The following is an 18502-nucleotide window of genomic DNA, read 5'->3' on the forward strand; positions in this document are numbered from 1 at the left end:
TTAGGCTGTCCCCATGCCTGATTTCGAACGGTTCCGCGCGCTGCTCGAAGAGGAGCGGGCCCGGCGCGTGGCACTGCTGCCGGCGCTGCGGGCGGATATCGAGGCCGCAAATTCGGCGCGCCAGGACTCCAATGTGGATGACGAGCACGATCCCGAAGGTGCCACCATTGCCTTCGAACTTTCGCAGGCTTCAGCGCTCCTGAAACAAAGCTCGGCCGGCCTTGGGCAGATTGAAGCGGCCCTTGACCGACTGTCCGCGGGAACCTACGGAACCTGCGCGGTGTGCGGGGAGCCTATTGCCGAGGGCCGCCTGGAAGCCCGGCCATGGACGCCGTTCTGCATCCTGCACGCCTCGTCCGGCCGCGGGCGATGACGGAGGCCCCGGAGGTGGTGTCGGCGGCTGCGGAGTTCGTCGACCGGACGCTGCAGAATGAGGGCTCCTGGTACCGGGCCGACGACGTCGGGAGCCGGCTGGGCGGGCAGCTGGCCTCGTATGGATCGTCGGTGGGGGCCGTCCGGGGGACGGTCCGTGACGCGCTGCGGAAATTCAAGGACCTGGACCATGACGGCACGGTCATGCTGGCCTCCGTATTGTGGGGACAGCCGCGGCCCGGTTCGCGGCCGGTGTTCGAGCGCCGCCTGGCCGCCGTGGTGCTGCTGCAGTCGCGGGTGCGGCTGCTCCGGCATTCCGACCTGACCCGGCTGGAAGGGTTCCTCCGTTCCGCCCGGGCAGGGGACCTGGCGGCGCCCCTGCTCTCCGATGTCCTGGTCCCGCTGCTTGCGGGGCTGGGCGGGCGTGAACGGCAGCGGGCCGGCGTTGTCCTGGCGCGGTGGCGGGAAGATCCGGACCCCGGGCTCCGGGCGGCAGCCGCCGCCCTTGAAAAATACTTGTCCATGTGAAACGTACCAAGGAGATCCATATGAATGAACCGTTTGACCTTGAGCGTTTTGTTGCCGCCCAAAACACCGGCGGAACCTATGAGCAGGCACTGGGCGAGCTGCAGGTGGGCCGGAAGTCGGGCCACTGGATGTGGTTTGTCTTCCCCCAGCTTGCCGGGCTGGGACAGAGCGCCACATCCCGCAGGTACGCCATTTCGTCCCTTGCTGAGGCTCGCGCGTACCTGGACCACGAGCTGCTGGGCCCACGGCTCCTGGAGTGTTCACTGGTCCTGGCAAACCACGCCGACCAGTCCGCCGAAGACATTTTCGGTGGCGTCGATGCCAAAAAGCTCCGCTCCTGCATGACGCTGTTCCTCCGGGCGGCGCCCGGAGAAACAGTGTTCAAGAGCGTCCTGGCCCAGTTCTTCAATGGCGAACCGGACCCGGCTACCGACGAACTCCTGGCCGGCCTGGACGCGGCGGACTGATCACGGAGGAGGCGGTGCGGCAGCCTGGACGCGCCGCACCGCCCAGGCGGCCGGGTCGCTACGGCGTCGGGCTGCCGCCGTTGACGTTGAGCGTTTCGCCCACCACATAGCTGGATTCGGGCGAGGCAAGGAACACGTAGGCGGGGGCAAGTTCAGCAGGCTGGCCCGCCCGGCCCAGGGGAGTGGACTGGCCGAATTCCGGGAGTTCCTCCTTGGGCTGGCCGCTGCTGACCTGCAATGGGGTCCAGATCGGGCCCGGCGCCACGGCGTTCACCCGGATGCCCTTGGGGGCCAGCTGCTGGGCCAGGCCCTTGGTGAAGTTGTTGATGCTGGCCTTCGTGGTGGCGTAGTCCACAAGGGTCGGCGAGGGGTTGTAGGCCTGGATGGACGTAGTGTTGATGATCGTTGAGCCCGCCGGCATATGCGGTACCGCGGCCTTGGTCACCCAGAACATGGCATAGACGTTGGTTTTCAGGGTGTGGTCGAATTGCTCATCGCTGATGTCTTCCAGGTCCTCCTGCGCAACCTGCTTTCCGGCGTTGTTGACCAGGATGTCAACCCCGCCCAGCACGGCCACCGCCGTGTCCACCAGTTCCCGGCAGGCGGCCGAGTCCTTGAGGTCCCCCGGTACCTTGACGGCCTTGCGGCCGGCAGCCTCAATGATTCCGGCAATGCGCGCGGCGTCCTCCTCTTCCTGCGGCAGGTAGGAAAGGACGACGTCGGCACCCTCCCTGGCAAAGGCGATCGCCGTTGCTGCCCCGATGCCTGAGTCCGCGCCGGTCACAATGGCCCGGCGGCCGTCGAGGCGGCCGGTGCCCCGGTAGGTTTCTTCGCCGAGGTCGGCCTTGGGCGCCAGTTCCGCATCAAGTCCCGGCTCCGGCTGGTGCTGCTTGGGCGGGGAGATCTTTTCGTAGGCAGTCACGGGATTACGGAAGGTGTACTGGTCGGTCATGGTGGTACTCCTGTTCGTGCGGGACACGGGCTGGTTCGTCGCCCGGGATCGTGAAGCAGCAATGCTGCGCAGGCAGCAGCGAGAAGCTAAGCATGCTTACGGTTCCCAGCCTAGGCAAAAGCTCCCTCCCTGCCAAGCGGCGCCGCGGTCAGCCGCGCTGGACCTCCACCAGCCTGACCTCCGCCAGGCGGCCGCCGTCCACCACGGCCTCCATGTAGGTGCAGGCCGGCTGGCGGCGCCGATCCGTGGGCGAGCCGGGATTCAGCAGCCGGAGCCCGCCGGGCGAGACCGTATCCCACGGAATGTGGCTGTGCCCGAACACCAGGACGTCCGTGTCCGGATACAGTGCCTCGCACCGCAGTTCGCGGCCCTTTGCCTGGCCGGTCTCGTGGACCATCGCAAAACGCACCCCGTCCAGGACTGCGGTGGTGCGCCCGGGCAACCGGCGGCGAAGGTCGGGGCCGTCATTGTTGCCGTAAACGCCCAGCAGGCGCCTGCTCCGTTGCTCGAACTCGTCGAGCAACTCCGCCTCCACCCAGTCGCCCGCGTGGAACACCACGTCGGCATTTTCGACGGCGGCCCATACCTGTTCCGGCAGGTCTTTGGCGCGTTTTGGCACATGGGTGTCAGCGAGCAGGACGAGGTTCAGTGGCATACCGGAAATCCTGCCATGCGGCCCTGTTCCGGTGCGCCTGCGGGTCGTACCCTTGGGCCGTGGAGGTGATTGCCATGGAGGCAGCCCAAGGCGACCGGATCGTCGTGCGTGGCAGGAATGTGGGATCCGCGGACCGGCACGGTGTGATCCTCGAGGTGCGTGGCGAGGGCGGGCACCCGCCGTACCTCGTCCGCTTCGACGACGGCCACGAAACAGTCATGTATCCCGGCGGTGATTTCGCCGTCGACCACGGGCAGGGCACCTGACGTCCCGCCGCTTCACCTGTCAAACTGGGGCAATGGATCATTTCCCGCCCTCCAGCCTGTCCGCCACTCCGCCGCCGCGGACCGGCCCCCGTGACCCGGGCGATGCCTGGGTGGAAGGGGACCGCGGCCGGTTCTGGGGCAGGTTCGGAGCGGCCGGGGTCCTGGCCTGGGATCCCGGCAGGGGAGTCCTGCTGCAGCACCGCGCGGTTTGGAGCCACAACGGCGGAACCTGGGGCCTGCCCGGCGGGGCCCTGCACCAGGGCGAAGAGCCGGTTGACGGTGCCCTCCGGGAGGCCTACGAGGAAGCTGCCGTCCCGTCGGAGAGCGTGGAGGTGCTGTTCACTTCCGTGCTGGACCATGGTTACTGGTCCTACACCACGGTGGTGGTGCGGGTGCGGGAATCCTTTGAACCGGTGATCAGCGACCCCGAAAGCATCGCGCTGCTCTGGATCCCGGTGGCGGAGGTGGGGGCACTGGACCTGCACCCCGGTTTCGCCGCGGCGTGGCCGGAGCTGCTGGCGCGGCTGGACGCCGACGAACCCTGGGCAGGCGGACGCTGGTAGGCCGGCGCGGCCCGTGCCTGGAGCCGGGGCTAGTACCCCTCGCCGTACTCCGCGGTGACCAGGATGGGCAGGTGGTCGGAATTTCCGCGCGGCAGCGTTTCCACGCTGGCGATGTCCAGGCCCAGCGACGTAGCGAAGTCAAAATGGCCCTTGAACACCTTGTACCGGGTGTAGGTCCGCCGGTTGCTCAGGGAGAGGGCGTAGCCGGAGTTCTTCATGTGCATGTCCAGGTTCTTGGTGAAGAACGGGTAGTTGAAGTCACCCACCATCAGGGTCATCAGGCCCCTTCCCATGCTCAGCAGTTCCGCATGGGCGGCGTGGATCTGCTTCCGCCGCAATGAGTTCGACGCCGTCAACGGGGCAGCATGGAAGGAGCCGATCACCAGTTCATGCTGTGTTTCGGTGTCCATCACCCGGGTGCCGATCAGCCGCTCGTGTGCCGGCGCCAGCACCCTGTCATGCATCGATTTCTTCAACGCGAAGGACTGCGTGTCCAGGGCGGTGAAGCGGCTGGTGCGGTAGTAGATGGCCAGCCCCAGCCGGTTGCCCTTCGTGGCATCCGCCAGGTGCAGGGGCCCAAGGGTTTCCGGGAGGTCGCTGGCATCCACTTCCTGGAGGCACAGCGCATCGATGTCATGGTTCCGGGCCAGGGCGAGGAGCTCGCCGCTGGCCTTGTGCTTGCGGAGGTTGTAGCTGATGACGCGCATGAAACACCTCTTTTGAGGGTTGCTGACAGGACCAGTTCCTTACTCTAGTCCGATTGCTCCCTGCACCCTCCAACATTTCGCCGCCTGCGCGGCCGTGCCGCGCCATGTCCCCGGGAGATAGAGTTAGTGGCAATTCACTGAATTTCCGTAAGGGGCCAGCCTTGACCGCAGACCTGCCTGAACTCGCCGAAGGCAATTTCTACTACCAGGACCTGGGCGGCGCCCGGTTCCGGTCCACCATCCATGCCCAGGGCGCCTGGAACGCCCACGAACAGCACATGGCGCCGGCATCGGGCCTCATGGCGGACGTGCTTGAACGGCACCAACCGCGGGACGACATGCGGATGGCCCGCATCAGCTATGAGATCCTCGGGCTGATTCCCGGCGGGGAGTTCCGGATTGACACCACCACGCTGCGTCCCGGCAAAACCATCGAACTGGTGCAGGCGGAACTGGTGGCCGGCGGGCGCACCGCCATCCGCGCCACGGGGTGGCGCATGCTGACCAGTGATACCGCCGGCGTTGCGGCCGTCGAGGACGCCGCCATCCCCGGCCCGGACGAATGCAAGCCGTACGACGGCGCGGCCGTCTGGCCCGGCGGCTACATCCGCTCCCTCGAAATGAGGGTGGCCGAGGGCCACCGCCCCGGAGCCGGCAAAGTGTGGCTCCGCACCGACCACCCGCTGACCAGCGCCGCCGACAGCGGCGACCTTGCCCGGCTCACGGGCCTGGTCGATACAGCCAACGGCATTGCCGCCCGGGTTCCGCCGGGAAAGGGCAGTTACGCGTTCCCCAACCTGGACCTGCAGATCCACATGTACCGCCGCCCCCAGGGGGAATGGCTGGGACTGGACAACGCCGTTTCCTTCGGCAGCGACGGGATCGGGCTGACATCCACCGTGCTCCACGACCTGCAGGGCCCGTTCGGCCGGGCCGAACAGATCCTGACGCTGCGCAAATCCTGACCCTTCCCGGCTATGGCGCGGCCATATATCGCTGAGTATCGTTGTATATCGTTCGCGATTGGCAAAGGAGTTCAACATGCGTGCTTCACACCCTGCAGGCGGATTTGGCGGGAACAACCTCGACGGCATGTGGCAGGCCGTCGAGGAGCTGCGTTCCCGGTTTGAGAAGCGGGCCGGTACCCGGGCCGGAAAAGGCGAAGTGCGGGCGGCGGTCCTGGCACTGCTCGCCGAGCAGCCCATGCACGGTTACCAGATCATCCGGGAGATCGAGGAGCGCAGCGGCGGCAGCTGGAAGCCGAGCGCAGGTTCGGTCTACCCGACGCTGCAGCTGCTGGCGGACGAAGGTTCGATCAGTGCCGAGGAATCGAACGGCCGCAAAATCTATTCGCTGACCGAAGCGGGCCGGGAGGAAGCGGCGGCCCACCATGGCTCGGCGCCCTGGGATCCGGCCGGCCCCGTGTCCGGCGGCGTCGCTTCCCTCCCCAAGGCCGGGATCGAACTGGCCCAGGCCGCGGCGCAGGTGGGCCGTACGGGGACCCAGGACCAGGTGCACCAGGCCGTTGCGGTGCTGGATGAGGCCCGCCGCCGCCTGTACGCCATCCTCGCCCAGGACTGAACCGGGTGGCGTCCACGGTCCAGGCGGGGGCCAACCCTCCGCCACCCCTGCGGGAGCACCGCGGGCGCTACCGGAGGATCCTGCGCTTCGCAGCGTGGAACCTTGCCTCCACCTGGTGGTTCGAGCTGTTCCTGCCGCGGGTGGGGCTCGGCTGGATGGCCGCGCGGAGCCGTTCACGGCGGATGCGGCGCTTCGCCCAGCGGTTCCACGACCTGGCCGTGGAACTTGGGGGACTCATGATCAAGGTGGGCCAGTTCCTGTCCTCCCGGCTTGATGTCCTGCCGCCGGAAATCACTAAAGAGCTGGAGGGGCTGCAGGACGAGGTTCCCCCGGTGGCCTTCCCGGCCATCTCCGCCCTCGCAGCCCAGGAACTGGGGACGCCGCTGGAGAGGGTCTTCGCGTCCGTCGATCCCGCCCCCATCGCGGCGGCCTCCCTGGGCCAGGCGCACCGGGCACGCCTGGATACCCTCGATGCCGGGGACACCGGCCTCGATGCCGTGGTCCTGAAGGTGCAGCGGCCGGGCATCGGCGCGATCGTCGACGTCGACCTCGCCGCCCTGCGCAGGGTCGCCGGTTGGCTCAGCCACATCCGGCTCGTTTCCCGACGGGCGGACATGCCGGCGCTGGTGGAGGAGTTCGCCCAGACCAGCCTGCTGGAAATCGACTACCTGCACGAAGCCGTCAATGCCGAGCGCTTTGCCGCGGACTTCGCCGGTGATGGCCGGGTGGAGGTTCCGGGCGTGGTCTGGGAGCGGACCACCCGCCGGGTGCTTACCCTGGAAGACGTCACGGCCATCAAGATCACGGACGTCCAGTCCCTCCGTGCCGCAGGGATCGATCCCGCAACCGTGGCGCCGGTGTTCGCGTCCATCATGTTCGACCAGCTGTTCACCAACGGCTTCTTCCACGCCGACCCGCATCCAGGGAACATCTTTGTCACCCCGGTCCCGCCAGGGGACGGGGAACTGCCCTGGAAGCTGACGTTCATCGACTTCGGCATGATGGGCGAGGTGACCCCTTCCACGCGCAGCGGGCTCCGGAAGCTGCTGATCGCGGCCGCAGCCCGGGACGGGAAGGGCCTGGTGGGGGCCATCAATGATGTGGGCGTCCTGATGCCGTCCGCGGACAGCGTTGGACTGGAGCGCGCCATGACGCAGCTCTTTGCCCGTTTTGGCGGCATGGGCTTCGCCGAACTCCGGGAAGTGGACCCGCGCGAGTTCCGTGACTTTGCGGTGGAGTTCGGTGACGTGGTCCGCTCGTTGCCGTTCCAGCTGCCGGAGAACTTCCTCCTCATCATCCGGGCCATGTCCCTCACCTCCGGAGTGTGCAGTGCGTTGGACGAGCGTTTCAACCTCTGGGACTCGGTGGAGCCGTACGCCGCCCGGCTGCTGCGGAACGAGCGGGGCAACCTGGTGCAGGACGCGGCCCGGCAGGCCATCGACGCCGCCGCTGTTGCCTTCCGCCTCCCCGGCCGGCTGGACGCCCTGGCAGGACGGCTGGAGGAGGGATCGCTGCAGGTAGCCGTACCACGCCTGGAACGCCAGGCTGCCCGGCTGGACAGGGCTGTGCGCCGCGCGGCGTCCGCCCTGGTCTTCGGAGCCCTGCTGCTCGCCGGGGCAGTGGTCCGGCCCGACGACCTTGCCCTGGGGAATGTGCTGATGACCGCATCGGCCGTTCCGCTGCTTCACGCCCTGTGGGTGGGGCGCCGGGGGCGTTAAGGCCGCCGCCGCCGTCGGGCGTAACCTAGGGGTGGCCTGCCCATTGGCAGGCGTTGAACCCGTCGCCACCGTAGCTGTCGACGCTGAATGCCTGGGAGCCCCGCACTATGCACCACACCGGTACCGGATCCAGCGCGCTTACCGTGGTGCGGCAGGATGTGTCGCTCGGCGCTGGCCGTGACCTCGAATTCGGGCTGGAGCTGCTGGCGAGGGCACGAAGCGGCGGTTTGGGCCCCACCCTGCGGCTGTACCGGCCCGCGCCCACGGTGGCGTTCGGGCAGCGGGACACCCGGCTGCCGGGATTCGAGGCCGCCGCCCAGGCCTGCCGCGATGATGGGTTCGAACCCCTGGTCCGGAGGGCCGGCGGACGCGCGGCCGCCTACCACCAGGGCACCCTGGTGGTGGACCACATTGAGCCGGACGCGGACGCCGTCGCCGGATCCAAGGCCCGGTTCGGGTACTTCGGAGGGCTGTTTGCGGAGGCGCTGCAGAACGTAGGCGTGCAGGCGGCGGTGGGGGAGATCCCCGGCGAGTACTGTCCCGGCGAGTTCAGCGTCCACGGAACCGATGCCATGGACAGTTCCCGCAGGATAAAACTGGTGGGCACCGCCCAACGGGTGGTCTCGGGTGCATGGCTCTTCAGCTCGGTGATCGTGGTGGAGGACTCCGCCCCGATCCGCAAGGTCCTTACCGACAGCTACGCGGCGCTGGGCCTGGACTGGGATCCTGCCACCGCCGGCGCCGCCAATGACCTGGTGCCGGGTTTGGACGTGGCCGCCGTTGAGCAGGCCCTCCTGGAAACGTATGCGGGCCATGCCACCCTGGAAACTGCTTCCTTCAGCAGCCTGGGGGCATGACCCGCATCAATTGGTGCGCGGCGGCCGGTCAGGCGGCCAGGCGGCTCTTGACCTCGGCGGCGGACGGGTTGGTGGCCGCGCTGCCGTCCGGGAAGAGGACCGTGGGGACGGTGCGGTTGCCGCCGTTCAGCTGCTCCACGAGTTCGGCAGTGCCGTCCACCTCTTCGATGTTGATTTCGGTGTAGCCGATCCCCTGGGCGTCCAGCTGCTTCTTGAGCCGGTTGCAGTAGCCGCACCACGTGGTGGAAAACATGGTGATGGTGCCGGATTCGGGAGTGAAGTCCACAGGGATCTCCTAAGTGTCGCTTGAAAAGGTTTCCTTACTGTCAACCGTAGCGCGGCGGCCGGTATTCCCGGGTGTCGAGCGGCTGCTGCCGTTCCCGGATGACAGTTTGTGGCGCGCGGTGGCAAGCTGGTGCCATGTGTGGACGCTACGTAATGGCACGCGCCGTGGGGGACCTCCTGGCCGAGTTCGACGCCGAACTCGAGGACGAGGTGAGCATCCCGCCGTCGTGGAATGTTGCACCCACCGATGCCGTCCCGATCGTGCTGGAGCGGCTGGTGGATGACAGTGCCGCGCCGCGCCAGGTGCGCCAGCTGCATGTGGCGCGCTGGGGCCTGGTTCCGTCCTGGGCCAAGGATCCAGGCATCGGCTCACGCATGATCAACGCCAGGAGTGAATCGGTGCTGGAGAAGCCTGCCTTCCGCAAGGCTGTGCAGTCCCGCCGCTGTGCCGTCCCGGCAGATGGCTACTACGAATGGAAGCAAGGCCCGGGGAAGTCGAAGCAGCCGTACTACGTGCATCCCGGTGGGGACCGTGGCCTGGCCTTCGCCGGCCTGTATGAGTGGTGGAAGGACCCGTCCGTACCGGAGGGGGAGCCGGGCCGCTGGCTGCTGTCCACCTCGATCCTGACGGCGGACACCCCTCCGCCCGGGGCGGAATCCACCATTTTCGGGAAGCTGACCGAACTCCACGACAGGGTGCCGCTGCCCATGGATAAGTCCACCATGGAAGCCTGGCTGGACCCGCAGGCGGATGATGCCGCCGCGCTGGTTGACCTGGTGCGGTCAGGGGTCAAGGACGCCGCTGCGGACTGGCGCGTGGAATCCGTAGGCAAGGACGTGGGCAACGTCCGGAACAACGGCCCGGAACTCATCCGCCCGGTGGAAGCTCTCTTCTAGCAGCCCGGCGCAGGGTGTACTGCCCTCAAACGGTGACCGTACCGGCGTCGTCCACCGTCCAGGTGGGGTTGTATGCCACTTCCCAGCGAAAACCGTCGGGATCGGCAAAGTACCCGGTATAGCCGCCCCAGGCCTTGGTGACGGGCTCGGCAATAATGGCGGCACCAGCGGCCGCGGCCTGTTCCATGACGCTGTCCACCTCTTCGGGGCTTCCCAGGTTGTGGCTCAGGGTAATGCAGGGGATCCCGTCCGGGCGGCCGGTCACGGCTTCGGCCTGCATCTGGCGGGCATCCCAGAGCGAAAGCACCAGCCCGTGGTTCACCTGGATGAACACCACTTCCCCGGCGACTTCGCGGTGGACCGGCCAGCCGAGGCCGTCAACGTAGAAAGCACGGGACTCCTCGACGCTGCGAACACCGAGGGAAATAAAGTCGACTCTGGGCTCCATGCTTCGATAGTGTCAGATGATGGCGACAATTCAAGGAAACGACCGGGATGCCCGCGCCGACAGGGAACAGCTCGCTGCGGTCCGGGTTGCCGTTGACGAAGTCGATGACCAGATCGTTACCCTGATCGCCCGCCGCGAGCGGCTGATCAGGATCGCCGGCACGCTGAAGGGCGATGACGCGGAAGTGCGTGCCCCCGGCCGCGTAGAGCGGATTATTGAACATGTGCGGTCCGCTGCGGAGAAAAAGGACATCGACCCGGACATCGTTGAAGCAACCTACCGGGCCATGATCTCCGCATTCATTGAACTTGAACTGCGGATCCACAAAGAAAACAGCTGAGGAAGGCTAAAGCGCTTCCTCCACCGGCACCCCGTGCTGGAACTCCCGCCCGTCCGCCTCGCTGAAGGCTGACAGGACATGCCCCTTCCCGAGGCCATTCAAGGCCGTCATGGGAAAGCTTCCGGTGATGCTGTTCTCCGAATGGGACACTCCGGAAAGATCGAAATCCTCCTCGATTCCCTGGTCCCGGTTGAACGAGTAGCAGGCTATGGCCTCCCCGTTCATGAACTCAATGCACAGCCGGCGCTGCGCTGAAAAATCGGGCGAGGCTCCCATCAAACCCACCACGTAGGCGCCCGAGCCCGGAATGGTGCCGTCGATATCGAACGTGGCAACCAGGGTGGAGTCCTGTGTCTTGATGCTGGCCTGCTTCAGGAGTGCGTCATCGGTACTCATGCCAACATCCTGCTCCCTGCCGCACGCCCCGTCCACCCCCGCCTATGTTTTGGTGAGAACCCGGCGTAGACTGAATTTATTCGAATACATGTTCGAATCACGTTGTGATGGGTTAGGTCCGGGAGGTGCGCATGGGCATGTTCAGCGAATCTGTTGACGTGGCGTGTGCCCCCACAGGTGAGCCGGAATCCTTGGTATGGGCAGGTGTGTCCTATACCGTCTGCGCAGAACCCGTCCGCTGGTACGAACGCCGGCAGTGGTGGGCTGAGGACAGCAGGGCTCCCCTGGGCAGCGGGCCCGGAGTGGTGGACCACGAAATCTGGCGGGTCCAGGTGCTGCCCGCCCGGGGTGCCGCCCGTTCCGCCGCGGCACAGGAACCGCCCGGGGCAGAAGTCCTGACCCTTGACCTTTCCCGCCATCTCCGCAGCAACCGGTGGCGGCTGGTGCGGATCCATGACGCCCTTCACCCCAAGACTGCCTGACCCGGAACACCATGAGCTTTACCCACCTGCGCGTTTCCACGGCATTCAGCGCCCATTACGGAGTTTCCTGGCCGAAGGAACTGGCCATGGCTGCCGCTGCCGATGGCGCCACGGCCCTCGCCTGCACCGACCGGGACGGCCTGTACGGCACCATCAAGCACCTCAAAGCCTGTATGGCGGCGGGCATCGACCCCATCGTAGGCGTGGACCTGGCGGTATTTGACGACGACGGCGATCACCGCACCCAGGTAGCAGGCAGGGTGGTGGTGCTGGCCAGGGGGCAGAACAACGGTGCCGGGTACCGCGCCTTGTGCCGGCTGGTTTCCGATGCGCACGCGAGGACCTCCGGGAAAGCCGGGGGAGCGGTACCCACCGCGGTGACCCGTGCCGAGCTGGCCTCCCGCACCCTCGACCCCCACACCCTCAAACCGGTGCTGACGGTGCTGATCGGCCCGGACTCGGACGTCGGCCGGGCCATGGGAGGCAGGCGCTACCTGCGTCCCAGGACCCTGTTCAAGCAATGGCTCGACGCAATGCCCGCCGGAACTGTGGTGGCGGAGATCGTCTCCCAACTCAGTGCGCCGGGCAGTCCTTTCAGCACGGCGCACGCTGTGCGCATGCTACGGCTCGCGGAGGAACACCATGTTCCGGCAGTCCTCACCAACGCCGTCCGGTATTGCGCAGCCGACGGTGCACCGACCGCGGATGTCCTTGACTCCGCGCGGACTTTGAAGTCCCTCCCGGAACTGGCAGGGGAGCCACTCCTGCAACCCACGGGCCAGGGATGGCTGAAATCAGCGGATCAAATGCTGGGCCTTGGTAAGGAAATCATCTCCGCCGCCGGTTATGGTGCCGCAGACCTCAAGCAGTTGATGGCGCAGACCGAGGCGCTCGCCGACCTCTGCCGGATCGACCCCGCCACTGATATGGGATGGAAACAGCCAGTGGTGCCGGAAGCTGCCGTCATCGGCATCAACCAGGATCCCCACACGGAGCTCCTCCAGCGCTGCCATGCCGGAATCGGCAGGCGGTTCCCGGGCATCGGCGGTACGGCGGAGCGGGACATGATGGCCCGTTTGGACCATGAACTGGGGATCATCCAGAACCTGGGCTTCTCCGCCTATTTCCTCACTGTTGCGGAGGTCTCCAGGATGATCCAGGACATGGGAGTCCGGGCGGCTGCCAGGGGATCGGGGGCATCAAGCCTGGTCAACTACCTGATCGACGTCAGCCATGTGAACCCCCTCCAGCATGACCTGATCTTTGAACGCTTCCTCTCCAACGACCGCGCCACCCTCCCGGACATTGACATCGACGTCGAAAGTGCAGAACGCCACAACGTCTACCACAGGATCTTCGAGCGCTTCGGCTCCGAGCGCGTAACCCTCATGAGCATGCAGAACGGATACCGGGCCCGTGGTGCAGTCCGCGACGCCGGGCTGGCACTGGGCATGGACGATGGCGAGGTGGGGGAGATTGCCAAGCAGCTGTGGCGGTTCTCAGCGCGGAAATTCCGTGAAGCCCTGCAGGAAAAACCCGAACTGCGGGAATTTGCCGGAAGAGTGGAGCAGTCCGATGCGCAGGGAAACCAGCAACTTGACCTGCTGGTAGACCTGACCGAACGCCTTGACCGGCTGCCCCGCCACATATCCATGCACCCATGTGGGGTGATCCTGGGCGATGCCACGCTGCTGGACCGCACACCGGTCCAGCCAAGCGGGCTTGGCCTGCCCATGAGCCAGTTCGACAAACATGACATGGACCCCATGGGCATGCTCAAACTCGATGTCCTGGGTGTCCGTATGCAAAGCGCCATGGCATTTGCCGTCCGGGAAATCATCAGGATCCACCCCTCAAAGGAAGAAGTGGTGGAGGCTGGGAACCACCCCATTGGACCTTTTGGTACGGGGCCGGATTACATTGCCGGCAACGGCCGGATCGACCTGAACGCCGTCCCCCTCGACGACGAAGCCACCTATGAGCTGATCAGGAGCACGCACACCCTCGGCTGCTTCCAGATCGAATCCCCCGGACAGCGTGAATTGATCGGCAAGATGGCGCCACGGGAGTTCAACGACCTCATCATCGACATTTCACTGTTCCGCCCGGGGCCCATGAAATCGGACATGGTGCGGCCCTTCCTGGAACACCGGCACGGGTTCGCCCCCGAGGTTTACCCGCACCCGGATCTCAAACCAGTGCTGCAGGAAACCCATGGGGTCACGGTTTTCCACGAGCAGATCCTGAAGACCCTGGATGTCATGACCGGGTGCGGGCTGGCCAAAGCCGATGAATTCCGCAGGGCGTTGAGCAACGAGGCCGGTGAAGCCAGGGTGGAAGAGTACTTCCGGCGCCATGCCAAAGCCAAGGGGTACGCCCCTGAAGTGGTGGACAAGGTGTGGGGGACATTGAAGTCTTTTGCCAGTTTCGGTTTTTGCAAGGCCCACGGTGCTGCCTTCGCCGTCCCCACCTACCAGTCCGCCTGGCTGAAGACACACCACCCCGAAGCTTTCCTCGCAGGCTTGTGGGAGCACGACCCCGGCATGTATCCCAAACGGCTGCTGGTGGCCGAAGCCCGCCGGCTGGGTATTCCCATCCTTCCCCTGGACATCAACCGAAGCAAAGCAGAATACCGCGTGGAGCGGATCGCGTCAGGCACGGATGCCGGCCGGCTCGGAATCCGGCTCAGCCTGAACGGAATCTACGGTCTGTCTGCTGCAGAACTGAAAAGGATCGTCGCCGGCCAGCCTTACGACTCACTGGCGGACCTTCGGGCGCGCTCGCGGCTGAGCAAGCCCAGCATCAGGCGCCTTGCGCAACTGGGGGCTTTTGATTCCCTGCACCGGGAAGCCGGAGGCCCTGCCAACCGCGCGGACCTGGTGCACCATCTGCAGCAGCTCCAAACAGCAAAGACAGGAAAGAAAGGCATTGAGGTCCTGGATGGGCAGCTGTCCCTTCCCCTGGGCGACATCGAACTGCGGAATATCAAACCTGGGCTTCCAGCCCCCACCCTGGTCGAAAATGTCAGGGCGGAACTTGATCTCATGGCGGTGGATGTCAGTACCCACCTGATGGACAGCCACCGGCCCCTGCTGGAGAAGCTGGGGGTCACCACGGCAGATAAGCTCCTCAGCCTGCGCAACGGCACCGAAGTGCTGGTGGCGGGGGTTCGGGTTGCCACCCAAACGCCGCCGATGCGCGGCGGAAGGCGGGTGGTGTTCATCAGCATCGACGACGGCACCGGCTGCGTGGATTCGGTGTTCTTCCACGAGGCACAGGAAAGCGCCGGACCGCTTTTGTTTGGTACCCGCCTGCTGCTGATCCGTGGAACCACCCGAAGGACCGGTCCCAGGGGCATCAGCATCAGCGCGAGCATGGCGTGGGACCTGAGCCGTACGGAGAGCCTGCCCTTCCCGGAATCCGCCACAGAGCCCACTCCTGTGACCGGCCATGAGGCCGTCGAAGATGGGCCGCATCCGCTGGATGGCATCACCAGGACGCTGGCAATCACCGGGTTCAACGGGTGAGGGCTCTGTCCCAGCCCCAGTGTGCCGCGTTGGTCGCCCCATACCGGAACCGATAGCATTGACGGTGGCTGGCTGTGGTCCCCGTATGCCACAAGCTATGAAGCCTTAACTTTGAATAGGAGACACCCGTGTCAGATGCCCAGCAGATCACCCTTCTCGTCGATGGCGAAGAGACCAAGGTGACTACCGGGACAACCGGTGCGGAACTCTTCTTTGAGCGCCGTGATGTTGTTGTGGCCCGCGTCAACGGCGAGCTGAAGGACCTTGACCAGGAACTGCCCGAAGGCGCCGAGGTGGAGGGCGTCACCATTGATTCGCCCGACGGCCTGAACGTCCTGCGCCACTCCACAGCCCACGTAATGGCGCAGGCAGTGCAGCAGCTGCGTCCCGACGCCAAGCTCGGCATCGGCCCTTACATCACCGACGGCTTCTACTTCGACTTCGACGTCGCCGAGCCTTTCACCCCCGAGGATCTCAAGACCCTCGAAAAGATGATGCTGAAAATCGTCAACCAGAACCAGAAGTTCGTCCGCCGCGTGGTCAGCGAGGAAGAGGCCCGCGAAGCCATGAAGAACGAGCGCTACAAGCTCGAACTCCTGGGCAAGAAGAACGAGGCCGCCGAAGCCGGGGAGGGCGTGAACGTCGAGGTCGGCGCCGGCGACATCACCATCTACGACAACGTCGAGCGCAAGGAAGGCACCACGGTGTGGTGCGACCTCTGCCGTGGCCCGCACCTGCCCAACACCAAGCTCATCTCAAACGCCTTTGCCCTGACCCGTTCGTCATCGGCCTACTGGCTGGGCAACCAGAAGAACCAGCAGCTCCAGCGCATCTACGGCACCGCGTGGCCCACCAAGGACGCCCTGAAGGCGTACCAGGAGCGCATCGCCGAGGCCGAGCGCCGCGACCACCGCAAGCTCGGCTCCGAACTGGACCTGTTCTCCTTCCCTGACGAACTGGGATCCGGCCTTCCCGTCTTCCACCCCAAGGGCGGGATCATCCGCAAGGAGATGGAGGATTACTCGCGCCAGCGCCACGTCGAAGCCGGCTACGAGTTTGTCTACACCCCGCACATCACCAAGGGACACCTGTACGAGGTCTCGGGCCACCTGGACTGGTACAGGGACGGCATGTTCCCCCCGATGCACGTGGACCCTGAACTCAACGAGGACGGCACCGTCCGCAAGCCCGGCCAGGACTACTACCTGAAGCCGATGAACTGCCCCATGCACAACCTCATCTTCCGCTCCCGTGGCCGGTCCTACCGCGAACTGCCGCTGCGGCTGTTCGAATTCGGTTCGGTGTACCGGTACGAGAAGTCCGGTGTGGTGCACGGCCTCACCCGTGTCCGGGGCATGACACAGGACGACGCCCACATCTACTGCACCCGCGGGCAGATGAAGGACGAGCTCACCAAGACCCTTACCTTCGTCCTGGACCTGCTCAAGGACTACGGGCTTAACGACTTCTACCTGGAGCTGTCCACCAAGGACCCCGAGAAGTACGTCGGCGACGACGCCACCTGGGAGGAAGCCACCGCCACCCTCGCCGAGGTGGCCCAGGAGTCCGGGCTGGAGCTGGTGCCCGATCCGGGCGGAGCCGCCTTCTACGGTCCCAAGATTTCCGTGCAGGCCAAGGATGCCCTGGGCCGCACCTGGCAGATGTCCACCATCCAGCTGGACTTCAACCTGCCCGAGCGCTTCGAACTCGAGTACCAGGCCGCCGATGGCAGCCGCCAGCGCCCGGTGATGATCCACCGTGCACTTTTCGGATCGGTGGAACGCTTCATGGGCGTCCTCACCGAGCACTACGCCGGGGCCTTCCCCGCGTGGTTGGCCCCGGTCCAGGTCGTGGGCATCCCCGTGGCGGAGGCGTTCAACGACTACATGTTCGACGTCGTAGGCCAGCTCAAGGCGGCGGGTATCCGTGCCGAGGTGGACACCACCTCGGACCGCTTCCCCAAGAAGATCCGCACCGCCAGCAAGGACAAGATCCCGTTCGTTCTCATCGCCGGCGGGGACGACGCCGAGGCGGGCGCTGTGTCGTTCCGCTTCCGCGACGGAAGCCAGGACAACGGTGTGCCCGTCGCGGAAGCGGTCAAGCGGATCACCGAAGCCGTCCGCAACCGGACCAGCTAGCCGAACGGAAGCAGCACAGTGCAGGAGAACACAGGCGCAGGATATCCGGGCGATGCCGGCGTTACCGACGACTTTGCCCTCGCCGGTGTCCCGGACGCCTTCCAGCGCCTGTGGACTCCGCACCGCATGGCCTACATTAAGGGCGGCCAGCACCAGTTCAAGAATGAGGACGACTGCCCGTTCTGTGTCGGCCCCTCCCGCACCGACGAGGAGGCGCTGATTGTCTACCGCGGCCGGACCTGCTACGTGGTGCTGAACCTGTTCCCCTATAACCCGGGCCACCTGCTGGTTTGCCCCTACCGGCACATCCCGGATTACACGGACCTCACTGTCGAGGAAACAGCGGAGTTCAGCGAACTCACCCAGACTGCCATGCGGGTCCTCCGAAAAGTCTCCAATCCCGGCGGCTTCAACCTTGGCATGAACCAGGGCGTGGTTGGGGGTGCGGGAATCTCCGCGCACCTGCACCAGCACATTGTGCCGCGCTGGGGCGGGGACGGGAACTTCTTCCCCATCATCGCCCAGACCAAAGCCATTACCCAGACCCTTGACGAGGTCCGGCAGCAAGTGGCTGATGCCTGGCCCGGGGAGTCGGATGCTGAATAGGCATGCCCGCGGTTTCTTCACCGCGCTGTTCACCCCGCTGGCCCGCTGGCTCCTGAAAATCGGCGTGTCCCCGGACACGGTAACCATTCTCGGAACCGCAGGAGTTGCCGCCGGAGCCCTGGTTTTCTACCCGCTGGGCCAGCTTTTCTGGGGGACAGTCTTCATCACCGCCTTCATCTTTTCCGATGTCCTGGACGGCATCATGGCCAGGATGCAGGACGTCAAGAGCCGCTGGGGAAACTTCCTCGACTCCACCCTTGACCGCATCGCCGACGGCGCCCTCTTTGCCGGGGTGTCCGTCTGGTTCTTCACCGGTGGCAACAATGGGGCCATCGCCGTCTGCGCCCTGCTGTGCCTGGTGCTGGGCATGGTTGTCTCATACGCCCGTGCCAAGGCAGAGTCGCTGGGGTTCACCGCCAACGTCGGCATCGCAGAACGGGCCGAACGCCTGGTTTCGGTGCTGGTGGTTACCGGCCTGACCGGACTCGGGCTACCGGCTGTGGTGCTCCTGGCTACCCTGGTCCTCCTGGCGGCAGCGAGCCTCGTCACCGTGGTACAGCGCGTACTGTCCGTGCGCCGGCAGGCCCTGGCGGAGCCGACGCCCGCTGATTAAGCATGATTAAGCCTGCCGTGCGGCGGGGGACTAGTATATAAGTGCCCGGTCAAGCGACCCGGCAACCCGTGCGTGCACTTCCGGCAGCTGCCGCCGCATGCCCG

General features: G+C 65.8%; 22 protein-coding genes. 16 read left to right on the forward strand and 6 right to left on the reverse strand.

Going from position 1 to position 18502, the window contains the following annotated elements:
• Window positions 1-13 precede the first annotated feature (13 nt).
• Genes NIBR502771_RS14140 through NIBR502771_RS14150 form a run of 3 tightly spaced genes read left to right on the forward strand, consistent with a single transcriptional unit; the run spans window position 14 to window position 1367 of the window.
• Window positions 14-373 carry a TraR/DksA C4-type zinc finger protein gene (locus tag NIBR502771_RS14140; protein ID WP_141160298.1) on the forward strand — a complete coding sequence of 120 codons (360 nt, stop codon included), beginning with the start codon at window positions 14-16 and terminating at the stop codon, window positions 371-373.
• Window positions 370-900: a DNA alkylation repair protein gene (locus NIBR502771_RS14145; protein ID WP_141161569.1), complete on the forward strand. Its 531-nt coding sequence runs from the start codon at window positions 370-372 to the stop codon at window positions 898-900. The genes NIBR502771_RS14140 and NIBR502771_RS14145 overlap by 4 nt, the downstream gene beginning before the upstream one ends.
• 20 nt (window positions 901-920) lie before the next feature.
• Window positions 921-1367: a DUF1810 domain-containing protein gene (locus NIBR502771_RS14150; protein WP_141160299.1), complete on the forward strand. Its 447-nt coding sequence runs from the start codon at window positions 921-923 to the stop codon at window positions 1365-1367.
• 58 nt (window positions 1368-1425) lie between these two features.
• Here NIBR502771_RS14150 and NIBR502771_RS14155 read toward each other — a convergent pair whose 3' ends face one another.
• Both NIBR502771_RS14155 and NIBR502771_RS14160 read right to left on the reverse strand, forming a co-directional pair.
• Complete coding sequence (locus NIBR502771_RS14155) at window positions 1426-2319, reverse strand: glucose 1-dehydrogenase (RefSeq protein WP_141160300.1); 894 nt, start codon at window positions 2317-2319, stop codon at window positions 1426-1428.
• Between the two features lie 148 nt (window positions 2320-2467).
• Window positions 2468-2974 (reverse strand): metallophosphoesterase, encoded by a 507-nt coding sequence (locus NIBR502771_RS14160; RefSeq protein WP_141160301.1) that lies wholly within the window; start codon window positions 2972-2974, stop codon window positions 2468-2470.
• A gap of 74 nt (window positions 2975-3048) precedes the next feature.
• Here NIBR502771_RS14160 and NIBR502771_RS14165 point away from each other — a divergent pair, with 74 nt between their 5' ends.
• Both NIBR502771_RS14165 and NIBR502771_RS14170 read left to right on the forward strand, forming a co-directional pair.
• Window positions 3049-3240 (forward strand): DUF1918 domain-containing protein, encoded by a 192-nt coding sequence (locus NIBR502771_RS14165; RefSeq protein ID WP_141161570.1) that lies wholly within the window; start codon window positions 3049-3051, stop codon window positions 3238-3240.
• A gap of 32 nt (window positions 3241-3272) precedes the next feature.
• Entirely contained in the window at window positions 3273-3803 is a 531-nt protein-coding gene (locus tag NIBR502771_RS14170) for an NUDIX domain-containing protein (protein WP_141160302.1), read from the forward strand.
• A gap of 29 nt (window positions 3804-3832) precedes the next feature.
• On the opposite strand, the gene NIBR502771_RS14175 is transcribed toward NIBR502771_RS14170, so the two are convergent.
• Window positions 3833-4510: an endonuclease/exonuclease/phosphatase family protein gene (locus NIBR502771_RS14175; protein ID WP_141160303.1), complete on the reverse strand. Its 678-nt coding sequence runs from the start codon at window positions 4508-4510 to the stop codon at window positions 3833-3835.
• Between the two features lie 161 nt (window positions 4511-4671).
• On the opposite strand from NIBR502771_RS14175, the gene NIBR502771_RS14180 reads away from it, so the two are divergent.
• The 4 genes from NIBR502771_RS14180 to NIBR502771_RS14195 all read left to right on the forward strand — a co-directional run bounded on the left by NIBR502771_RS14180 (window position 4672) and on the right by NIBR502771_RS14195 (window position 8666).
• Window positions 4672-5475, forward strand: coding sequence for a thioesterase family protein (locus NIBR502771_RS14180; protein ID WP_141160304.1), 804 nt, complete (start codon window positions 4672-4674; stop codon window positions 5473-5475).
• Between the two features lie 76 nt (window positions 5476-5551).
• Entirely contained in the window at window positions 5552-6091 is a 540-nt protein-coding gene (locus tag NIBR502771_RS14185) for a PadR family transcriptional regulator (protein WP_141160305.1), read from the forward strand.
• Between the two features lie 5 nt (window positions 6092-6096).
• Complete coding sequence (locus tag NIBR502771_RS14190; RefSeq protein WP_141160306.1) at window positions 6097-7809, forward strand: AarF/ABC1/UbiB kinase family protein; 1713 nt, start codon at window positions 6097-6099, stop codon at window positions 7807-7809.
• 107 nt (window positions 7810-7916) lie between these two features.
• On the forward strand, window positions 7917-8666 hold the full coding sequence (locus NIBR502771_RS14195; protein WP_141160307.1) for a lipoate--protein ligase family protein: 750 nt from the start codon (window positions 7917-7919) through the stop codon (window positions 8664-8666).
• Window positions 8667-8694: 28 nt separating this feature from the next.
• Here NIBR502771_RS14195 and NIBR502771_RS14200 read toward each other — a convergent pair whose 3' ends face one another.
• Window positions 8695-8952 (reverse strand): mycoredoxin, encoded by a 258-nt coding sequence (locus NIBR502771_RS14200; protein ID WP_043454512.1) that lies wholly within the window; start codon window positions 8950-8952, stop codon window positions 8695-8697.
• A gap of 152 nt (window positions 8953-9104) precedes the next feature.
• On the opposite strand from NIBR502771_RS14200, the gene NIBR502771_RS14205 reads away from it, so the two are divergent.
• A complete protein-coding gene (locus NIBR502771_RS14205) occupies window positions 9105-9848 on the forward strand; it encodes an SOS response-associated peptidase (protein ID WP_246839676.1) in 744 nt (247 codons plus the stop codon).
• Between the two features lie 25 nt (window positions 9849-9873).
• Here NIBR502771_RS14205 and NIBR502771_RS14210 read toward each other — a convergent pair whose 3' ends face one another.
• Window positions 9874-10296, reverse strand: a complete 423-nt coding sequence (locus tag NIBR502771_RS14210) for a VOC family protein (RefSeq protein ID WP_141160309.1) — start codon at window positions 10294-10296, stop codon at window positions 9874-9876.
• Between the two features lie 19 nt (window positions 10297-10315).
• On the opposite strand from NIBR502771_RS14210, the gene NIBR502771_RS14215 reads away from it, so the two are divergent.
• Window positions 10316-10636 (forward strand): chorismate mutase, encoded by a 321-nt coding sequence (locus tag NIBR502771_RS14215; protein ID WP_168223142.1) that lies wholly within the window; start codon window positions 10316-10318, stop codon window positions 10634-10636.
• A gap of 6 nt (window positions 10637-10642) precedes the next feature.
• On the opposite strand, the gene NIBR502771_RS14220 is transcribed toward NIBR502771_RS14215, so the two are convergent.
• Entirely contained in the window at window positions 10643-11032 is a 390-nt protein-coding gene (locus tag NIBR502771_RS14220; protein WP_141160311.1) for a hypothetical protein, read from the reverse strand.
• 131 nt (window positions 11033-11163) lie between these two features.
• Here NIBR502771_RS14220 and NIBR502771_RS14225 point away from each other — a divergent pair, with 131 nt between their 5' ends.
• From NIBR502771_RS14225 to pgsA, 5 genes are all read left to right on the forward strand, one after another.
• Window positions 11164-11514 (forward strand): DUF6504 family protein, encoded by a 351-nt coding sequence (locus tag NIBR502771_RS14225; RefSeq protein ID WP_141160312.1) that lies wholly within the window; start codon window positions 11164-11166, stop codon window positions 11512-11514.
• Window positions 11515-11525: 11 nt separating this feature from the next.
• On the forward strand, window positions 11526-15041 hold the full coding sequence (locus NIBR502771_RS14230) for a DNA polymerase III subunit alpha (RefSeq protein ID WP_141160313.1): 3516 nt from the start codon (window positions 11526-11528) through the stop codon (window positions 15039-15041).
• Between the two features lie 128 nt (window positions 15042-15169).
• Window positions 15170-17179, forward strand: coding sequence for a threonine--tRNA ligase (gene thrS, locus NIBR502771_RS14235; RefSeq protein ID WP_141160314.1), 2010 nt, complete (start codon window positions 15170-15172; stop codon window positions 17177-17179).
• Window positions 17180-17197: 18 nt separating this feature from the next.
• Window positions 17198-17785 (forward strand): HIT domain-containing protein, encoded by a 588-nt coding sequence (locus NIBR502771_RS14240; protein WP_141160315.1) that lies wholly within the window; start codon window positions 17198-17200, stop codon window positions 17783-17785.
• A complete protein-coding gene (pgsA, locus tag NIBR502771_RS14245; RefSeq protein ID WP_141160316.1) occupies window positions 17775-18398 on the forward strand; it encodes a phosphatidylinositol phosphate synthase in 624 nt (207 codons plus the stop codon). The genes NIBR502771_RS14240 and pgsA overlap by 11 nt, the downstream gene beginning before the upstream one ends.
• Window positions 18399-18502 lie beyond the last annotated feature (104 nt).

The organism is Pseudarthrobacter sp. NIBRBAC000502771 (assembly GCF_006517215.1).
GTDB classification, from domain to species: domain Bacteria; phylum Actinomycetota; class Actinomycetes; order Actinomycetales; family Micrococcaceae; genus Arthrobacter; species Arthrobacter niigatensis.